The organism is Sphingobium sp. TomMM35A, from assembly GCF_054771735.1.
The window spans coordinates 2,335,289-2,351,121 of the sequence record NZ_BSRC01000001.1; the positions used below are offsets into that span (position 1 = coordinate 2,335,289).

The window sequence follows — 15,833 nt, forward strand, 5'->3', positions numbered from 1 at the left end:
ATGGATGAAGTAAGGCGTTGATGATGACCGCCGTCCTGATTACCGTAGACACAGAATTATCGTCGCTGCTTCATGAGCGCGGGATGGGTCTGGAAGATAATGTCCGCTCCTCCATCTGGGGAGAGGCCGAGGGCCGAGCTTATGGCATTGGCTGGCAGATGGATGAGCTGGAGAGCCATGGCCTGAAAGGCGTGTTCTTCGTCGACCCGATGCCCGCGCTTTTATATGGGACGGAGTTTCTGAGACCCATCGTCACGCCGATCGTGGCACGCGGACATGAGGTGCAGCTGCATATCCACAGCGAATGGCTTCGCTGGGCGCGTCACTCTCCTGTGAGCGGGCAACTGGGCCGCAACATCGGCGATTTCAGTCAAGCAGACCAAGCCATATTGCTGCGCCTCGGCAAGGCATGGCTGGAGGAGGCGGGGGCACCGCCGATTACCGCCTTCCGCGCGGGAAATTTCGGTGCCAATGACGATACATTACGGGCGCTTGCCGACGTCGGCCTGGCATGGGACAGCAGCGTCAATCCGGCCTATCATCGCTATGGCTGCCGGATCAGCGGCGCTCGCGATCAGATCGCTCCTTCTCACCGCTTCGGCGTTGGCGAACTCGCCGTGTCGGGTATAACGGACCGGCCCGGCAGCTTCCGCCCGGCTCAAATCTGCGCGATGTCCGCGCAAGAGATGCACGCGGGCCTGCGCCACGCCGTGCGCGAAAGCCATGCGGCTTATGTGGTCGTCACGCACAGCTTCGAAATGCTCAGCCGCGACCGCAAACGTCCAAACCACGCAGTCATGCGCCGGTTCACTTCTCTCTGCCGCGCCGCAGCCCGACTACCAGGGCTCACTGTGTGCGGCTTCCACGATCTTCCATCCCACATGGCGGCGGCCGCACCCTCCTCACACAACCGCGTACCGCCAAGCCGCGTGCGAACGGCAAGCCGCATGGCGCAGCAGCTATGGGCCAGCTGGCGCTACGAACGCCGCTTGATCCCGGCGTGATTGCCGCAGCTGTGATCTAATATCGGAATGATGGCGGAGACGGAGGGATTCGAACCCTCGGTACCGGATTTACCAGTACGACGGTTTAGCAAACCGTTGGTTTCAGCCACTCACCCACGTCTCCAAACATGGCCTGAACGCCCGCTTGGGGCGGGACAGCGGCTAGGCGAGAAGCGCTATAACGGCGGCTTTCCCGCAAGGCAACGGGCTATGCCATGAAATTCTTACAAACTTCGCTGCCGGATTCGTTCCAGCCCGGAATCGACTCGGGTCGCCGTTCGTTCATTGTCGTTTCAGCTTGGCTTCCGATAATCTGATAGATGGTCGAAGAGCGGCAAAGTCGGGGAGTAGCGGGCATGATCGGGATGGTAAGGCGAGTGTCGGCTCGCGTGGCACGACGTGGCGCATGGACGCTTGCCGTTGCCGGGGTGGCATTCAGTCCGCTCGCGGCGGAGGCGCAGGTGCGCACGGTCGATCCGAACAGCGCGATTGACGCTGATCTCGCGCCCGTGCCGCAGGCGAACAGCACGCCGACCGAACCGGGTGTGGACAATAGCGTTCCGCCAGCGAGCAGTGCGGCACCGGAGTCTTCGGCATCCACGGCAAATAGTACAGCGACGGGAGCTCCCGTCACCGCCAACTCTCCGCCCGCTGCGTTGAGCCCCAGCGAATCCTATCAGGAAGATGACCTGATCGGCGCTGCCGAAGGCGTCTTCGGCAAGGGGGCAGAGGGGCTGGCTGGCATGATCGAAAAGATCCTGAAGGATCAAGGCCGCCCCAACGCCTATATCGCTGGCCGGGAAGCGTCGGGTGCCTTTGTGGTTGGTCTGCGCTATGGATCGGGAACGCTCAACCACAAGGTGGAAGGGCGCCGGGAAGTGTATTGGACCGGGCCGTCGATCGGCTTCGACGTGGGGGGCAACGCCGCCAACACCTTCGTCCTGGTCTATAATCTCTACGACACGCAGGATCTTTACCATCGTTTCCCTGCGGCGGAAGGCACGGCCTATCTGGTTGGCGGCTTTACGGCGAGCTATCTTCGCTGGGGCAGCGTCGTGTTGATCCCCATCCGCCTCGGAGTTGGGTATCGGCTTGGGGTGAACGCCGGTTACATGAAGTTCACGGAAAAGCGCAACTGGCTGCCCTTCTAAACCCTTTCACAGGGGGAAGCTGAGCTGCTGACTTTGTTCGACAGGCTCCTCAGCATCAAGATTATGGACACCCAAGCCCAGCAGCCGCGCGCCCATCCGCAGCGGCAACTGGGCGACCAACAGGGCGCGCGCCGTTTCCGCCAGCAGGTCTGGCGAGCGAACCGGCGCGTTCATGCTCCTTGACCGGGTGATGATCCGGAAATCAGCAAACTTGATCTTGAGGACGATAGTGCGGCCATAGGCGCCGCTCTTCTCGATCCGCGTCCAGAGGCTTTGCGCGATCCGGTCGATTTCCGCGACCAGTGCGTCCTTCGTGATCAGGTCATCGAAGAACGTGTCTTCGACGCTGACCGATTTCCTCTCCTGCCTTTCATGGACGGGCCGATCATCCTCTCCCCGCGCGGCGCGATAGTAGAAAGGCGCAGCGCTCCCGAAATGCTGCTGCAGGAAACCAAGGTCACGGGCCAGCAAGTCGGCGCCTGTCTCTATTCCCAAAGCTTGCATCCGCCGCGCTGTTACGGGTCCCACACCATGGATTCGCCGGACCGGCATCTGCGCCATGAAGCGCGCTCCTTCGTCCGGCCGCACCACGCAAATACCGTCCGGCTTGTTCTGATCCGATGCGAGCTTGGCGATCAACTTGTTGTAGGAGACGCCGGCTGAGGCAGTAAGGCCGGTTTCGTCCCGGATCATGCGCCGGATCTGCTGCGCGATCGCGGTGGCGGACGATGACCCTGCCTTGTTTTCGGTCACGTCCAGATAGGCTTCATCCAGCGACAGGGGCTGAATGACATCGGTGAAGCGGGCGAAAATCTCACGCACATGAGTGGAAACCGCCCTGTACACCTCAAATCGGGGTTTCACGAACAACAGGTCCGGACAGAGCCGCCGCGCTCGCGCGCCCGGCATGGCGGACTTCACGCCAAAAACGCGCGCTTCATAGCTGGCCGTCGCCACCACCCCCCTCGGCCCACCGCCGCCTACTGCGATGGGTTTCCCGCGCAGATTTGGATCGTCGCGCTGCTCCACCGACGCGTAAAAGGCATCCATATCGATATGGATGATCTTGCGCGGCCGGGAGTCCATGAAGGCGGTTTATGCCACAGCAAGCAGGAGAGTGAAACGCGTGGAGGCCGGTCCGTCAGGGCTTATTGTCTTTGAGCGACTGCAACACGGCAAAAGGACTTGCTTGCTCTTCCGTCAATACGCCCGCTTCCCGCAGATAAGCATCGGCTTCCGCTGATCGAGGATAAGGCGTCATCGCCAGCGCCATCGTCTCGGCGACCGCTTCCCCCATGTCGATCGTCTGCCCGTCATAGCCGATCGTGTCGCAATCTTCCGAATCGATCTCCAATTCCTCACCACCATCGGCACCGCCACCTTCCGGAACGAAGCGCAACAGGAAGTCGGTATCGATGGTCTCCGGCACCGCTACACCAGTGGCGACGCAGGGCTGAGCCAATCTTGCGCGTACCCGGCCCCGTGCCTCGATGGCGCCGTCCTGTTCGCTCAACGCATAATCAGCCTTAAGTGAATCAAGTGATGTCAGGTTGAAGCGTCGCGCCAACGCGTCGCGCTCCCCGGCGTCGGCGGTGATGGTCATGCCTTGCGCATGCCGCGCGATCTGGTCGGCCCGAACGGGTCGAGAAAATTCGGGCGCAGGATTAGTCATCCAATATCTCCCGCCATCAATGCGTCGAGCGGCAAGGTGGAAAGGCCGACCCAGCGCGACCTCAGCCGGGATTCGACATGCTTCACGGCGTCTCCAGCAGGCGTCGCCCCACGGTACAGGTTACGCGCCAGGGCGTCCCGCAGTTCCGCCCCGCCCAGAAGCGCCGCCTTGTAGGCTGAGAGCCTTCCACCGAGCGCGCTCACCATGCGGCCGACATGTTTGCCCACCACCACGTCGCCTACGCCCTCCTGCCGCAACTGTCCGTCCATGTCGTCGACGAACAATTCGGTCAGCCAGACGCTTTCCTGAGCTGCTCCGAGCGCTTCAAGCCGCATCAGCACCTGCGCCAATATGGCGACGATCATGTCGAACCGGCCATCCATCGTGTCGGGCACCTGGCCTTCCATATACCAGTGCGGCGCGCGGCCTTCGCGGATGACGGCTTGGTAAAGCGGCTGCATCGCATCCTTGGGGTCGGTGCGCGCGAACAGGCGCTGGAAAAGCTTTGGCATGTCGAAACGGTTTCCTGGCTGAGCTGAGCGGAGGCCCCTTGCCGGGGGGCGCGCAATTCCATATTGATCGGCGGGCCGCGCGATGCAATGGCGGCTTTGGTATTTGGTTTCCGGGTCCCTTCCCGGCAGGAGAAGTTCATGCGTCAGTTCAGCCGACATCTGTTGCTTGCCGTCGGCCTTGGCGCGCTCGTGCTCGGAACCTCGGCTTGTTCGCGCATCCGCACCCATCAGGGATATCAGGTGGACAAGCTGCTGGTCGATTCGATCCAGCCGGGCATCGACAACCGCGCTTCGGTAGAAGGGACGCTGGGCCGACCCAGCTTTACTGCCCAATTCGGCGATCAGGATTGGTATTATGTGTCGCGCGACATGCGGGCGCTGGCCTTCTCCAATCCCAAGCCGGTGGCGCAGACGGTGCTCCATGTCCGCTTTGACCCCGCGGGCAATGTCGTGGCGGTTGACCGCATGGGCCTTGAGCAGGTGGCGAAGATTTCGCCGTCCGGCGACAAAACGCCCACACTGGGTCGCCATCGCAGCCTGTTCGACGAAATATTCGGCAATATCGGCGCAGTAGGGGCCGGTGGCATGGGTGGCGGCGGTGGCGGCACCAATACCGGCGGCGGCCCTAACGGAAGCTGACGGCCGAAGAAGGCGTCATTGAGCTTGAAAACGCCCTGACGTTCGGCACGCCCTTCCTACTGTGACCTGAAATCCTCGCTCTATCGAGTCTCTGCAGGATCTACCCGCAAAGGAGCGCCGCATCCTCGCTTTTGGCGCAGGGCAAGTCTTTGGACTTGTTAGGAAAGATAGTTAACAGCTGAAGTTAACCAATAGAGACTCGCAACCATCGTTCGTCCGGCATATGCTCGAGTCACGTTCTTCGCAGTAAGCCCAAAGTATTACATGGGATGCTGTGCTTAGGACATAACTCCCATGGTTAAGAGCGAAATACACAATCTTACCAATCAGTTAGCGAGTTGTTGAACTAACCCTAAATTTCCATAGGTCAGTTCAGGACTCTAGCGTCGTAAATATGCTAGTCATAACTTATTGAAACGAAAAGAAAGGGTTGCACTGCAGGCATTTGATCACTGGTCTTTCACGCTTCGTTTGGGGCCTGCTAACGAAAGTGGAAGGGATCATGAGGGGACTACCCAATGGCTTACCCAGTCAATGTGCGTCTGTTGTGCGGTAATGCAATCGTAAGAGAAGGTTTGAGCCGGATTCTCACTGAGCGGGACTTCCGGGTTAATCAATATCCAAATATTGCCGCCGCACTCCAAAAGGTGGAGGTGCCGGAGGAAGATACGGGGCCTTCGTTGCTCCTGATAGATAATGGAACCGAAGAGCTGGACGCCGACAGTGTCGCCGTTCTTCAGCGGAAATTCCCTTGCGCCTATCTGGTACTATTATCCGATCGGTTTGACTTCCAAACCATGCTGAAGGCCTTCCGCCTGGGCGCGATGGGTTACATCATCAAGGAAATCAGTTGCGATCGCCTGGTGGCGACATTGCATCTGGTTGCGATGGGTGAGCGCGTCCTGCCGCCGCAACTTGCCGACGAATTGCAGTCGCGGCCGACGCTGACAGATGCGTTGGAGGTGGAACGGCCCGTCGATGCTGCAAGCCTGTCCGATCGTGAGCTGGAAATCCTGCGCTGGCTCATCATGGGATGCCCGAACAAGGTCATTTCCAAGAGGATGGATATCAGCGAGGCGACGGTGAAGGTCCATGTGAAGGCGGTGCTGCGCAAGCTCCGCGTCAAGAACCGCACCCAAGCCGCCATCTGGGCAGCCAATCACGGCATGCGCGGCCGTGTCCCCGAAGTGGAGCCGGTTGTACCCGTGGACGTCACGATCCCGCATCCTGCGCAGCTTCCACAGCTTGAGATCGCCGCAATGCCTCTCAGCCGTGCCTGACCCACACCGCGGTTTATGATAGCCGCGGCAAGTATTCTCTAAAGGATCGCTATTGGTGCATGCTGCACTTCGCCTAATGTGGCGAAGTGCAGCAGCGGCATCCTAGCTCAGCGACCGCCGCTCGCATCGGCGGCCCTCGCCTGCCGGTCAGCCGATAGTTTCTTCAAAGATCGCCATGGTGCGTTCGAAACGGGCGAATAGCTCGTCAAGCTCTTCCGCTGTGATGATGAGCGGGGGACAGAAGACGATCGTGTCGCCAAGCGCCCGCACGATCAGGCCTTGGGTGAGCCCGATTTCAACAAGGCGTGCACCCGCCTTTACTGCTGGATCGAAGCTGGTCCGGTTCTCAGGATCGGCATAGAGCTCGATCGCGGCTACCAGGCCTACGCCACGCACTTCGCCGACATATTTGCGGCCTTCATAACTGCGCAGCGCTTTCCAGAATTGCGGCATCAGTGACTGCACATGGCCGACCACATTATCTTCTTCGTAGATCTTCAGGGTTTCGAGCGCGATGGCACAGCTCACCGGGTGGCCGGAATAGGTGAAGCCATGGCCAAAGGTTCCGATAGTGCCGCTGTTTCGGGCGATCGGCGCATAGACCTTCTCATTCACCATCACTGCGGAGATGGGCGCATAGGCCGAGGACAGGCCTTTTGCCGTCGTCAGAATGTCAGGCTTCATGCCGAAGGTGGTCGAACCGAACATCTCGCCCGTCCGGCCATAGCCACACACCACTTCGTCCGCGACGAGGAGCACGTCATACTTGGCGAGAACTTCTTGAATCTTCTCGAAATAGGTCGCCGGTGGCGGAATCACCCCGCCCGCGCCCATCACCGGCTCAGCGAAGAAAGCGGCGACGGTGTCGGGACCTTCAGCCAGAATCCGCTTTTCAAGATTGTCGGCCAGGCGAGTGGCGAAATCCTCTTCGCTTTCGCCGGGCTCGGCGTAGCGGAAATAATGCGGGCAATCGACATGCAGGATATTGGCGATCGGCAGGTCAAAATCGCGATGGTTCGTGACGAGTCCGCTGAGGCTTGCCGACGCGACAGTCACGCCATGATAGGCATTGAGCCGGGCGATGATCTTCTTCTTTTCCGGCTTGCCAATGGCATTATGATAATACCAAATCATCTTCACAGCGGAGTCGTTGGCTTCAGATCCGCTGTTTGCGAAGAATACCTTCGACATCGGAACAGGCGCGACAGACAGCAGCTTGTTGGCCAGCTCGATCACGGTTGGATTGGAGCGGCCGGTGAAGGTGTGATAATAAGGCAAGCCTCGCAGCGCATCGCTTCCTGCCTTGGCAAGACGCTCATTGCTGAAGCCCAGCGAAGCACACCACAGCGCCGACACCGCCTCAAGATAGCGGTTACCTTTGTCATCTTCCACGAACACGCCATCACCCTTGGTTATGACAAGGGGACCGACCTCAGGATGGGCCGCCAGGTTCGTGAAGGAATGGAAGTGAGCTGCAATATCAGCCGCGGCATTTTCGCTGGGATCGTACATTATCGTCGTGCTTCCGATCGTTAAGAACTGACTCTCGCGGCCATCCCGTGGACGAGCGTCCGACAGCCGTTATGCGCCAAACATGTGGGTATCGACGTACCTCATTCATGCGCGGTCGCATACGTCGGCGCATCTTGCAGGTAAGCAGCTTGCCCGCCTGCGTCATAAGCGATTTTGTGGACAGTTATCAACAGATGATCTGGAAGATTGTTGACCTGTGGCGGAGCTTGGATCGCAGCAGTTGCTGGCATCTGGCATTTCCCAGGGAAATGCACCAACTGCCTGAGCGCGCTCGTTTTTTAGGATACAACGGCAGCAGAGGAATGCCCATTGTTTGAGTAAGGAGATCACTTTTTATTTCGTTGGGAAACTAATCACAATTTCTGGCGCTTGCCGCCTGATGAGGCCGTGACATGTGATCACGATCTGCGGCTACAGCTACCAATCACGCGAAATGCGGCGGAGTCGCTTGAACCAGCAGGCAGCGAACCATCATGAAACGGGACCAGCCTTAGGTGTCGCTAAGGGGCCCCTTTCCGATGTCGCTTGAAACCGCTCATCGGGTCGCTCACGTCGCATTCGTGGACAGTTTCCTCGGCATTGACACTCGCCGATTAACTTCCGCGAGCAGCTGCGCCCGAGCCCCAGCGCTTCGCGATGGCATCCATGATCGCTGTGTTCAATATGATCGCCCCGCGATAGCTTATGTGATTATTGTCGCGATAGAATATCTGCCTGCCCTTGTTCGCGAAGCACCGGTCCTGACCGCAGAATAGCTTTTCAGGATAGACCCGCAGCAAGTTGACGTCCTGTCCCAAAGCGTCATACAGTTCATAGGTTTGGCGCGTGCGCGCCCGGAACCCGGAATAGGACACTGACACCGGATCGTAAATGTGCGCCGCTGCGCCTGACCGTGCACGTGCGAGCAGTATCTGCGGCACGTTCCAGCCCATCTCGGGCACCGGATAGACAAGCACGACCTTCACGCCCCGGCGCAGCAAGGTGCCGACGGTGCGGGATAGTGACTGACCGACTACGGCCTTGCTCGCAGGGATCCTTTCTCCCGTCCGTGACAGATAGGGATGGTCATGGCCGGGCTCGACGCCGCCTTCGCCATTGTTGAACCGTGAATGCTCCAGCAGCATCGGCAGTCGAAGCAGGATCACAACGATCGCGCGCTTTTGCGCCAATATATAGTCCATACGGGTTTTGTTATATTCCGCAGGGCAGCTGACGGACACGCCATCGGATCGCTGCACGTCCAGCAGAAACTGGCAGCCGCCGCGGCTCAGCGGCGTGAAGGACGCGAAGTCAGCGTAATGCGCGATCCCCTTGGACGCAGGCGTGGTCAAGGTGCGCCCATAAGAATCTCCGGCGCTGATCAGGTTGAACCCTTCAGGGTTGGGTCCGGGGAATATGCATGGGCCCTTCGCCGGATCATAATTGTGACAGCTCTTGCCCTTTTGAAATATGCTCGCCTCGACGATTTCCGACGCCTGTGCGATCGGCTTCAGCTGTGGGGAGAAGCGTTCCTTCATGCCCTGCTGGCTATAACCATAGAGGCCCAGCGCAGCCAGCAGCAGCGCGCCCGCCAGCGACATGGACCAAATTGCGACGCTGCTGGTCCGTTTACGGTTCCGCGTCGGTACTTCCACCAGCCAGTAAGTGGTTGCTCCCAGAATGATCGACACCATGATCCACAAGAGCAAGCGAGCATTGCTTGGATTATCGATAGAGGCCAGTCGGCCAAAGGCTAGAATGGGTTGGTGCCAAAGATACAGCGAATAGGAAATCAAGCCGAAAAAGACCAGGATCCGCGATGACAGCAGCCGAGTGACCGGATCGTCCTGTCCCGTGTACCAGATCAGCAGCGCGGTCGCCCCTCCGGGGATAAGGGTAGCTATGCCGGGATGATGCCAATGCGGTCCCATTATTGTCACGGCCGTCACCAACAGGGCAATGCCAACCATCGGCATCACCCAGCCAAGCGTGGGGGATACGTGCCGCCCATGCAGCTGTTCGCGCCGGGCGAGCAGGGCTCCAACTCCCAGTTCCCAGACGCGGAAGGGCAACAGGAAGAAAGAAGAGTCCGGCGCCGTGGCAGTCATATGTTCAGCCAGCACAAGCGAGGCAAGACAGGCCAGCACGAGCAGCACCGTGATCCAGCCGCGCGCATAGCGGTAAGCCAGCACCATCAGCAGCGGAAAGAATAGGTAAAACTGCTCTTCTATTCCTAGGGACCATGTATGAATGAGCGGTTGGAAGCTCGTCTCGCCCGCATCATAGCTGACCGAGTCCCAAAAATAGAAGTTCGATGCGAATACGACAGCCGCCACCAAGCTTGCGGAGTAATCCTTGAACGCTTCCGGCAGCATGTACAGCCATGCCGGGATAGTGGTCAGCGCGAGCACTGCGTAGAGCGCCGGAAACATTCGCCGTGCACGCCGTTCGTAGAACCGGATGAAAGAGAATTTGCCCGCGGAAAGCTCCCGCAAGGTGATCGTCCCGATCAGATATCCGCTAATCACGAAGAAGACGTCCACGCCGATGAAGCCGCCCCGAAAAACATCAAGTCCGGCGACCGTTATCCGCGCGTGGTAGAAGATGACCAGCAGGATCGAAATGGCGCGCACACCATCGAGCTCACGACGGTAGCGAAAAGTCGGAGCGCTGCTGACAGGGGTGGAAGGTGCCTCCTCCCTAGCGAAGGCGGTGAAGTCGCCACCGGAGCGATCCCTGAGAAGTATCGGCGCGGCTTCCTTCGTTCCAAACATCAGCGATACTCCTTACGTAGCCCGCACAGCTATGATGGCCAAGCGCTCGGCACGCCCGTGACAGCGTGATCCCCTTCGCGGCGTCAGGCTGTCACGGCATGCCGGGGTCAAGGCGGCAGCAGCCCAACGCCAGGGGTTGGGCCTTAACTCGCCAAACCACCCGTCTTTACCGCTCATCCTTGCCCCGCTGTTTTGGCTTCGATCAGCATTGCATATGTGCTGGACCTCGTGGCCCGGTGCACTACCGCTCTGCCTAAGGGCGAAAGCAGCCCGGCTCGAAATGTGCGCTGCGATGCATTACGCGGCAAAAGTTATTGGGGACCGTAGCGGCGAGCATTGTGAGTAAGTCTAAAGTGACAAGCCGGTCGCCTTGAATGAATGAGGAGGGTGAGCACTTCCTGGGTAGTGATCTTGGCGATCGGCCGATTGCCGATTTTTGGAAAGGCCATGCCGACCAGCCAACGAATCTTGCTGAGCCTAATCTCGGCGATGTTCTTGCGCTCGTTCTTGGCGGTCCACTCCTTTGCGACCGTCTTGAGAGTGTCGTTCTCCTCGACGCGCGCCTTGGTCCGCGTGACTTTCCCCTCGCGCGTAGGTGGAGTCTAGCCCCCGAGGCGCGCTTCGTCGCGCCTGCCGTAAGCGTCGGCGAGGCCGACCTCGGACCAGGCGCTGAAGGCCAGCTTGCGGTGCTTGCCAAGTGGACATAGTTCAAGCGCCATAACTTAGGATCTTTAGGACGTACGAGCAGATATAGCCCCGCGGTGTCGCTGAGCTTTATAGTCCTTGTCGGCGGCTTCGCGCTTGCCACGGCTGTCGCAAAGAGGATTGCGGTTTAGATAGCGGCTAAAAAAGAAGAGGATAGCGATACCATCACAGATACCCGAATTGTTCCCCATTGGTGCCGTATCCCCCCGAATTTCGCCGGACGATTATAGCATAAGAATCGACGGGATTCAGCCATTTCCGGAAAGTCCTCGGACGTTCCCGGAAGAACAAAATGGTGCCCAGAAGAGGACTCGAACCTCCACGACCTTGCGATCGCCAGCACCTGAAGCTGGTGCGTCTACCAATTCCGCCATCTGGGCACGGGGTAGGACGGCGCGATTAGCCGTTGGTCTGCCTAGTGTCAATTCCATCGGAGCTATTATTTTCTTCCTTTCTGGTTTTCCGCGCGCCAGCGTCTATTGGCTTCATGCAAGCCGCATCAAAGGTCGGTGGGAGATAGCCGATGAACCCTATTTCAGCAGTTCCGCTGGCGTCGTTCGCCCGCGCCGATGGCGTGCGCCTCGCCTATCGGCATCGCCCGGGTTCCGGCCCGACCATCGTCTTCCTGCCGGGCTATATGTCCGACATGGAAGGCGGCAAGGCGATCGCCATCGACGCCTGGGCGGCACGGACTGGCCGGGCGATGCTGCGGCTCGACTATGGCGGCAACGGAGCGAGCGAAGGCCGGTTCGAGGATGGTACGCTTGCCAGTTGGCGTGACGATGCGTTGCTGTTGATCGACGCTTTGACGGACGGGCCGCTGCTGCTGGCGGGATCGTCGATGGGCGGCTGGATCGCCTTGCTCATCGCGCTGGCTCGTCCCGAAAGGATTGCCGGGCTGGTCGGGATCGCCGCGGCGCCGGATTTTACCGAATGGGGCTTCAGCGACGCGGACAAGGCGCTGCTGGCTACGGAGGGCCAGTTGCGCGAGCCCACGCCCTATGGCGACCAGCCGCTTGTGACTACGCTCGCTTTCTGGCAGTCGGGCCAGGCGCTTCGTTTGCTCGACCGGCCAATCCCGATCAGCTGCCCCGTCCGGCTGCTGCAGGGGCAAGAGGACCGCGACGTGCCTTGGCAGACGGCCCTGCGGCTTTCCCAGCGCCTGCATTCATATGATGTGCAGACGCTGCTCGTTAAGGATGGCGATCATCGCCTGTCGCGTGACAGCGACATCACGCTGTTGATCAACACCCTTGGCAGCCTTCTGGATATTCTCTGATGCTCCTTCTCCCGCTGCTGCTCTTGACGCCGCAAGCCTATGATCCCGAAATCGAAGCGGTGATGAACCGGCCCAAGAAGGAGGAGCAGCGGGCGTCCACCCCGCGACCGAGCGGCTCCTCCGCTGCCGATGGCCGCATTCCCGTTCCGGAAAAATATGCCGCGCCATTTCAGGCCTGCCTTGATGAAGCGCTCGCGTCCCCCGACAAAGGTGTAGCCTTCGCACAGAAATGGCGGATTGAAGGAGGCTCTTTCTACGCGCGCCATTGCATGGGTTTCGCTTATGCCCGCGCGGAGCGGTGGGCGCCCGCCATGGTCGCCTTCGAGCAGACCGCCGATGAGGCGGAACGGAGCGGCGAGATGGCGCAAAGCGCCCGGTTGTGGGCGCAGGCGGGGAACGCCGCGCTGGCGGCAGGCGATGCCGCAAAGGCGCGCAGCAGTTTCGATGCGGCCTTGGCGCGCGGCTTGCCCGATGGCGTTGAAAAGGGCGAGACCTATCTCGATCGCGCACGGGCCCTCGTGGCGTTGGGCGACGCCAAGGAAGCGCGGGACTCGCTCGATGTGGCGCTCGCTCAAGTACCGCAGGATCCCCTTGCCTGGCTGTTATCGGCCACACTCGCGCGTCGGTCTGGAGAGCTGAAGCTCGCGCAGGCGCATATTGCGCGCGCGGTGCAGCTTTCCCCCGATGATGCATCCGTCGCGCTGGAGGAGGGCAACATCGCAGTCCTGACCCACCATGACGATGTCGCGCGGTCGGCCTGGCAGCGCGCGATCAAGCTCGCCCCTAAATCCCCCGCTGGAAAGGCCGCTGCCGACAATCTCGCCCGGCTGCCTACAGGCGCTCCGGCTCGCTGAACGGCCAACACGCCCTAATTGAGGTAGAAGTCCACGGTCGTGACGACGCGCACCTTCTTGTAGGGCGTATCGCTGGACCCGTCCGCCTCGCCGTCGCGCGGATCGATGGAGAAATAGCCTTGGGTCGCGCTCTTGATGCCGCCTACGCTGGCGCCGCTGTCGCGGGCAAATTGTTCGGCCGCCGCGCGCGCATCGCGGGTCGCGGCGGCAATCATGGGCGGTTTGATGTCATTGAGCTTGGTGAAGCTGTAACGCATGCCCGACCCCTCTTGTAATGTGACGCCCCGGCGGACCAGATCGAACTGTTGCGCGACTGCCTTCTGCGCCTTGGCGATGTCGGTCGTGCGCAACAACATGCGTTGGGTGATGGTGATCGTGTTGACGCCGTTGTTGATATATTGATTGACGCCAGCGCCGGTGGGCGTCAGCGCCTCCGGCTTGAAGCCCAGGTTTGTAAAATAGGCCTTCAGCTCCCGCGTATTGTTGTCGATCTCCGCGCGTACGGCGGGCAGATCAAAGCCCGTCGCAGCATAGCTGATCGACCAGGTAGCGAGGTCAGCCGTGACATTGCGCTCCGCCAAGCCGCGGACCGTGACGGACCGATCGGCGGCCCTGGCCCGCTTCAACCCATCACCCAGCAAATAGCCGCCGCTGACCAATCCCAGCGTCAGCAGCCCGGCACAAGCCAGCAGCACCTTGTCGCGATACTCCAGCGCCATTCGCGTCTCCTCTTTCATCGATGCCTGTGCCGCCCTATCTTGGCAGCGACCCTGCCACTGCCGAGATGAACCGTTGCTTGCTGGCGACGAATGGAGCGACTGCTTGACCAAATATCTTCATACCATGATCCGTGTGACCGACATCGATCGCACAGTCGCCTTCTTCAAGCTGTTGGGCCTTGAGGAGCAAAAGCGCTTCGACAATGAAAGCGGCCGCTACACACTCGTTTTTCTCGCCGCGCCGGGGGACGAGGATGCTCAGGTTGAACTGACCTATAACTGGCCAGCGGAAGATGGCACGCCTGCTGAACACTATGGCGAGGGCCGTAATTTCGGCCATCTCGCCTATCGGGTGAGCAACATCTATGACGTCTGCCAGCGTATGATGGATGCGGGCGTTACCATCAACCGGCCGCCGCGCGACGGCCATATGGCTTTCGTCCGCACGCCGGACAATATCTCGATCGAACTGTTGCAGGACGGTCATCTGGAGCCTGCCGAACCCTGGGCGTCCATGCCGAACACGGGCGTCTGGTAATCCCATGCTGAGCGTCGCGCGCGTAGCCGTACTGTCCGACAATTATGTCTGGCTGCTGCATGATGATGCCAGCGGCGAAACGGTCGTGATCGACCCCGCCGTGGCGGAACCCGTGCTGGCTGCGGCGGCGGAGCGGGGATGGGCGATAAGCCAGATATGGAACACGCACTGGCATGGCGATCATGTCGGCGGCAATGCGGCGATCAAGGCCGCGACCGGTTGCCGGATCACCGGACCCGCAGCGGAGGCCGCCAAGATCGGTGCGCTCGACCGGCAGGTGGGCGAGGGCGACGAGGTACGCATCGGCGGCCATGTCGCGACGGTCATGGAGGTGCCCGCCCATACCGCCGGTCACATCGCCTATCATCTCGCCTCCGATCGCATCATATTTGTCGGCGACACGCTGTTCGCGATGGGCTGCGGGCGGCTGTTCGAAGGGACGGCCGACCAGATGTTCGCCAACATGGCCCGCTTCGCCGCCTTGCCCGACGAGACGGCGGTTTATTGCGCGCATGAATATACGCAGGGCAATGGCCGCTTCGCTTTGACGATCGAGCCGGACAATGAAGCGCTGGCGGCGCGTATGGCCGAGGTGGATGAGGCGCGGGCGCGGGGAGAAGCAACCGTGCCCACCACCATCGGCCTTGAGCGCGCGACCAATATCTTCATGCGCGCCAATGATGTGCAGGAACTCGCCCGTCGACGCACGGCCAAGGATACGGCCTGACGGTTCGGGCGTTACCGCGATTGCTCCGCCGTGCGGAGACAAGTGCAGGAGAAGTGCCATGCGTGCATGGATGTGTCTGGCGCCGCTGATGCTGGCAGCGTGCGCGGGTGGTGACGAACCCGCGCGTCTTACGGAAAAGCAAGCCGACCGGCTGGAAGCCGCGTTGGACGGTAAGGTCGCTGGTGAGCCGGTCAGTTGCGTGAGCCGCTATCCCGGTTCCAGCCTTACCGCGATCAGCGAAAGCGTATTGCTGTACCGGGTAAGCGGACGCCTCGTCTACCGCAACGACCTTAATGGCAGTTGCACTGGACTCGGCCGGGGCGACACGCTCGTCATCAGGCCGACCGGCGCCGGGTCTCAATATTGCCGTGGCGACATCGTGCGCAGCGCCGATCTGGTTACCGGGTCCATCACGGGCGGTTGTGCGCTTGGCTCCTTCACACCTTATCGCACGCCGGATCGCTGAC

At 60.4% G+C, this 15,833-nt stretch carries 16 protein-coding genes and 2 tRNA genes; 9 read left to right on the plus strand and 9 right to left on the minus strand.

All coding sequences use genetic code 11. The annotated features are described in order from the left end of the window. The first annotated feature begins 23 nt into the window (after positions 1–23). On the plus strand, positions 24–1,004 hold the full coding sequence (locus ACYU8T_RS11755; RefSeq protein ID WP_461159543.1) for a polysaccharide deacetylase family protein: 981 nt from the start codon (positions 24–26) through the stop codon (positions 1,002–1,004). Between the two features lie 31 nt (positions 1,005–1,035). Here ACYU8T_RS11755 and ACYU8T_RS11760 read toward each other — a convergent pair. After that, a tRNA-Ser gene (locus ACYU8T_RS11760) sits at positions 1,036–1,128 on the minus strand. A gap of 232 nt (positions 1,129–1,360) precedes the next feature. Between ACYU8T_RS11760 and ACYU8T_RS11765 the strand changes: the two genes are divergently transcribed. After that, positions 1,361–2,155 carry a DUF1134 domain-containing protein gene (locus tag ACYU8T_RS11765; RefSeq protein WP_201515396.1) on the plus strand — a complete coding sequence of 265 codons (795 nt, stop codon included), beginning with the start codon at positions 1,361–1,363 and terminating at the stop codon, positions 2,153–2,155. Positions 2,156–2,161: 6 nt separating this feature from the next. Here ACYU8T_RS11765 and dinB read toward each other — a convergent pair whose 3' ends face one another. Genes dinB through ACYU8T_RS11780 form a run of 3 tightly spaced genes read right to left on the minus strand, consistent with a single transcriptional unit; the run spans position 2,162 to position 4,339 of the window. After that, entirely contained in the window at positions 2,162–3,241 is a 1,080-nt protein-coding gene (gene dinB, locus ACYU8T_RS11770; RefSeq protein WP_461159544.1) for a DNA polymerase IV, read from the minus strand. 55 nt (positions 3,242–3,296) lie between these two features. After that, complete coding sequence (locus tag ACYU8T_RS11775; protein WP_461159545.1) at positions 3,297–3,827, minus strand: YceD family protein; 531 nt, start codon at positions 3,825–3,827, stop codon at positions 3,297–3,299. Further along, complete coding sequence (locus tag ACYU8T_RS11780) at positions 3,824–4,339, minus strand: ubiquinol-cytochrome C chaperone family protein (protein WP_461159546.1); 516 nt, start codon at positions 4,337–4,339, stop codon at positions 3,824–3,826. Before ACYU8T_RS11780 ends, ACYU8T_RS11775 begins: the two co-directional genes overlap by 4 nt. An 87-nt stretch (positions 4,340–4,426) precedes the next feature. Between ACYU8T_RS11780 and ACYU8T_RS11785 the strand changes: the two genes are divergently transcribed. Next, positions 4,427–4,978, plus strand: coding sequence for an outer membrane protein assembly factor BamE (locus tag ACYU8T_RS11785; protein WP_461159547.1), 552 nt, complete (start codon positions 4,427–4,429; stop codon positions 4,976–4,978). A 575-nt stretch (positions 4,979–5,553) separates the two neighbouring features. After that, entirely contained in the window at positions 5,554–6,258 is a 705-nt protein-coding gene (locus ACYU8T_RS11790; RefSeq protein ID WP_236575076.1) for a LuxR C-terminal-related transcriptional regulator, read from the plus strand. A 147-nt stretch (positions 6,259–6,405) separates the two neighbouring features. Here ACYU8T_RS11790 and ACYU8T_RS11795 read toward each other — a convergent pair whose 3' ends face one another. The 4 genes from ACYU8T_RS11795 to ACYU8T_RS11810 all read right to left on the minus strand — a co-directional run bounded on the left by ACYU8T_RS11795 (position 6,406) and on the right by ACYU8T_RS11810 (position 11,629). Continuing rightward, positions 6,406–7,770, minus strand: a complete 1,365-nt coding sequence (locus tag ACYU8T_RS11795) for an aspartate aminotransferase family protein (RefSeq protein ID WP_461159548.1) — start codon at positions 7,768–7,770, stop codon at positions 6,406–6,408. Between the two features lie 614 nt (positions 7,771–8,384). Continuing rightward, entirely contained in the window at positions 8,385–10,544 is a 2,160-nt protein-coding gene (locus ACYU8T_RS11800) for an acyltransferase family protein (RefSeq protein ID WP_461159549.1), read from the minus strand. Between the two features lie 311 nt (positions 10,545–10,855). Next, positions 10,856–11,035, minus strand: coding sequence for a hypothetical protein (locus ACYU8T_RS11805; protein WP_461159803.1), 180 nt, complete (start codon positions 11,033–11,035; stop codon positions 10,856–10,858). Positions 11,036–11,542: 507 nt separating this feature from the next. After that, positions 11,543–11,629: transfer RNA gene (locus ACYU8T_RS11810), tRNA-Leu, on the minus strand. Positions 11,630–11,772: 143 nt separating this feature from the next. On the opposite strand from ACYU8T_RS11810, the gene ACYU8T_RS11815 reads away from it, so the two are divergent. Continuing rightward, positions 11,773–12,528 carry an alpha/beta fold hydrolase gene (locus tag ACYU8T_RS11815; RefSeq protein WP_097090603.1) on the plus strand — a complete coding sequence of 252 codons (756 nt, stop codon included), beginning with the start codon at positions 11,773–11,775 and terminating at the stop codon, positions 12,526–12,528. Beyond that, complete coding sequence (locus ACYU8T_RS11820) at positions 12,525–13,382, plus strand: tetratricopeptide repeat protein (RefSeq protein WP_461159804.1); 858 nt, start codon at positions 12,525–12,527, stop codon at positions 13,380–13,382. Before ACYU8T_RS11815 ends, ACYU8T_RS11820 begins: the two co-directional genes overlap by 4 nt. A gap of 14 nt (positions 13,383–13,396) precedes the next feature. On the opposite strand, the gene ACYU8T_RS11825 is transcribed toward ACYU8T_RS11820, so the two are convergent. Continuing rightward, complete coding sequence (locus ACYU8T_RS11825) at positions 13,397–14,101, minus strand: SIMPL domain-containing protein (protein ID WP_461159550.1); 705 nt, start codon at positions 14,099–14,101, stop codon at positions 13,397–13,399. 103 nt (positions 14,102–14,204) lie between these two features. Between ACYU8T_RS11825 and ACYU8T_RS11830 the strand changes: the two genes are divergently transcribed. The 3 genes from ACYU8T_RS11830 to ACYU8T_RS11840 are packed head-to-tail and all read left to right on the plus strand — an operon-like array spanning position 14,205 to position 15,832. Then, positions 14,205–14,639: a VOC family protein gene (locus tag ACYU8T_RS11830; protein ID WP_247232207.1), complete on the plus strand. Its 435-nt coding sequence runs from the start codon at positions 14,205–14,207 to the stop codon at positions 14,637–14,639. A gap of 4 nt (positions 14,640–14,643) precedes the next feature. Next, positions 14,644–15,366: a hydroxyacylglutathione hydrolase gene (gloB, locus tag ACYU8T_RS11835; RefSeq protein ID WP_461159551.1), complete on the plus strand. Its 723-nt coding sequence runs from the start codon at positions 14,644–14,646 to the stop codon at positions 15,364–15,366. A gap of 58 nt (positions 15,367–15,424) precedes the next feature. Continuing rightward, the gene (locus tag ACYU8T_RS11840) at positions 15,425–15,832 is read left to right on the plus strand and encodes a hypothetical protein (protein WP_097090608.1); all 408 of its coding nucleotides are present in this window, start codon (positions 15,425–15,427) and stop codon (positions 15,830–15,832) included. Position 15,833: the final 1 nt, after the last annotated feature.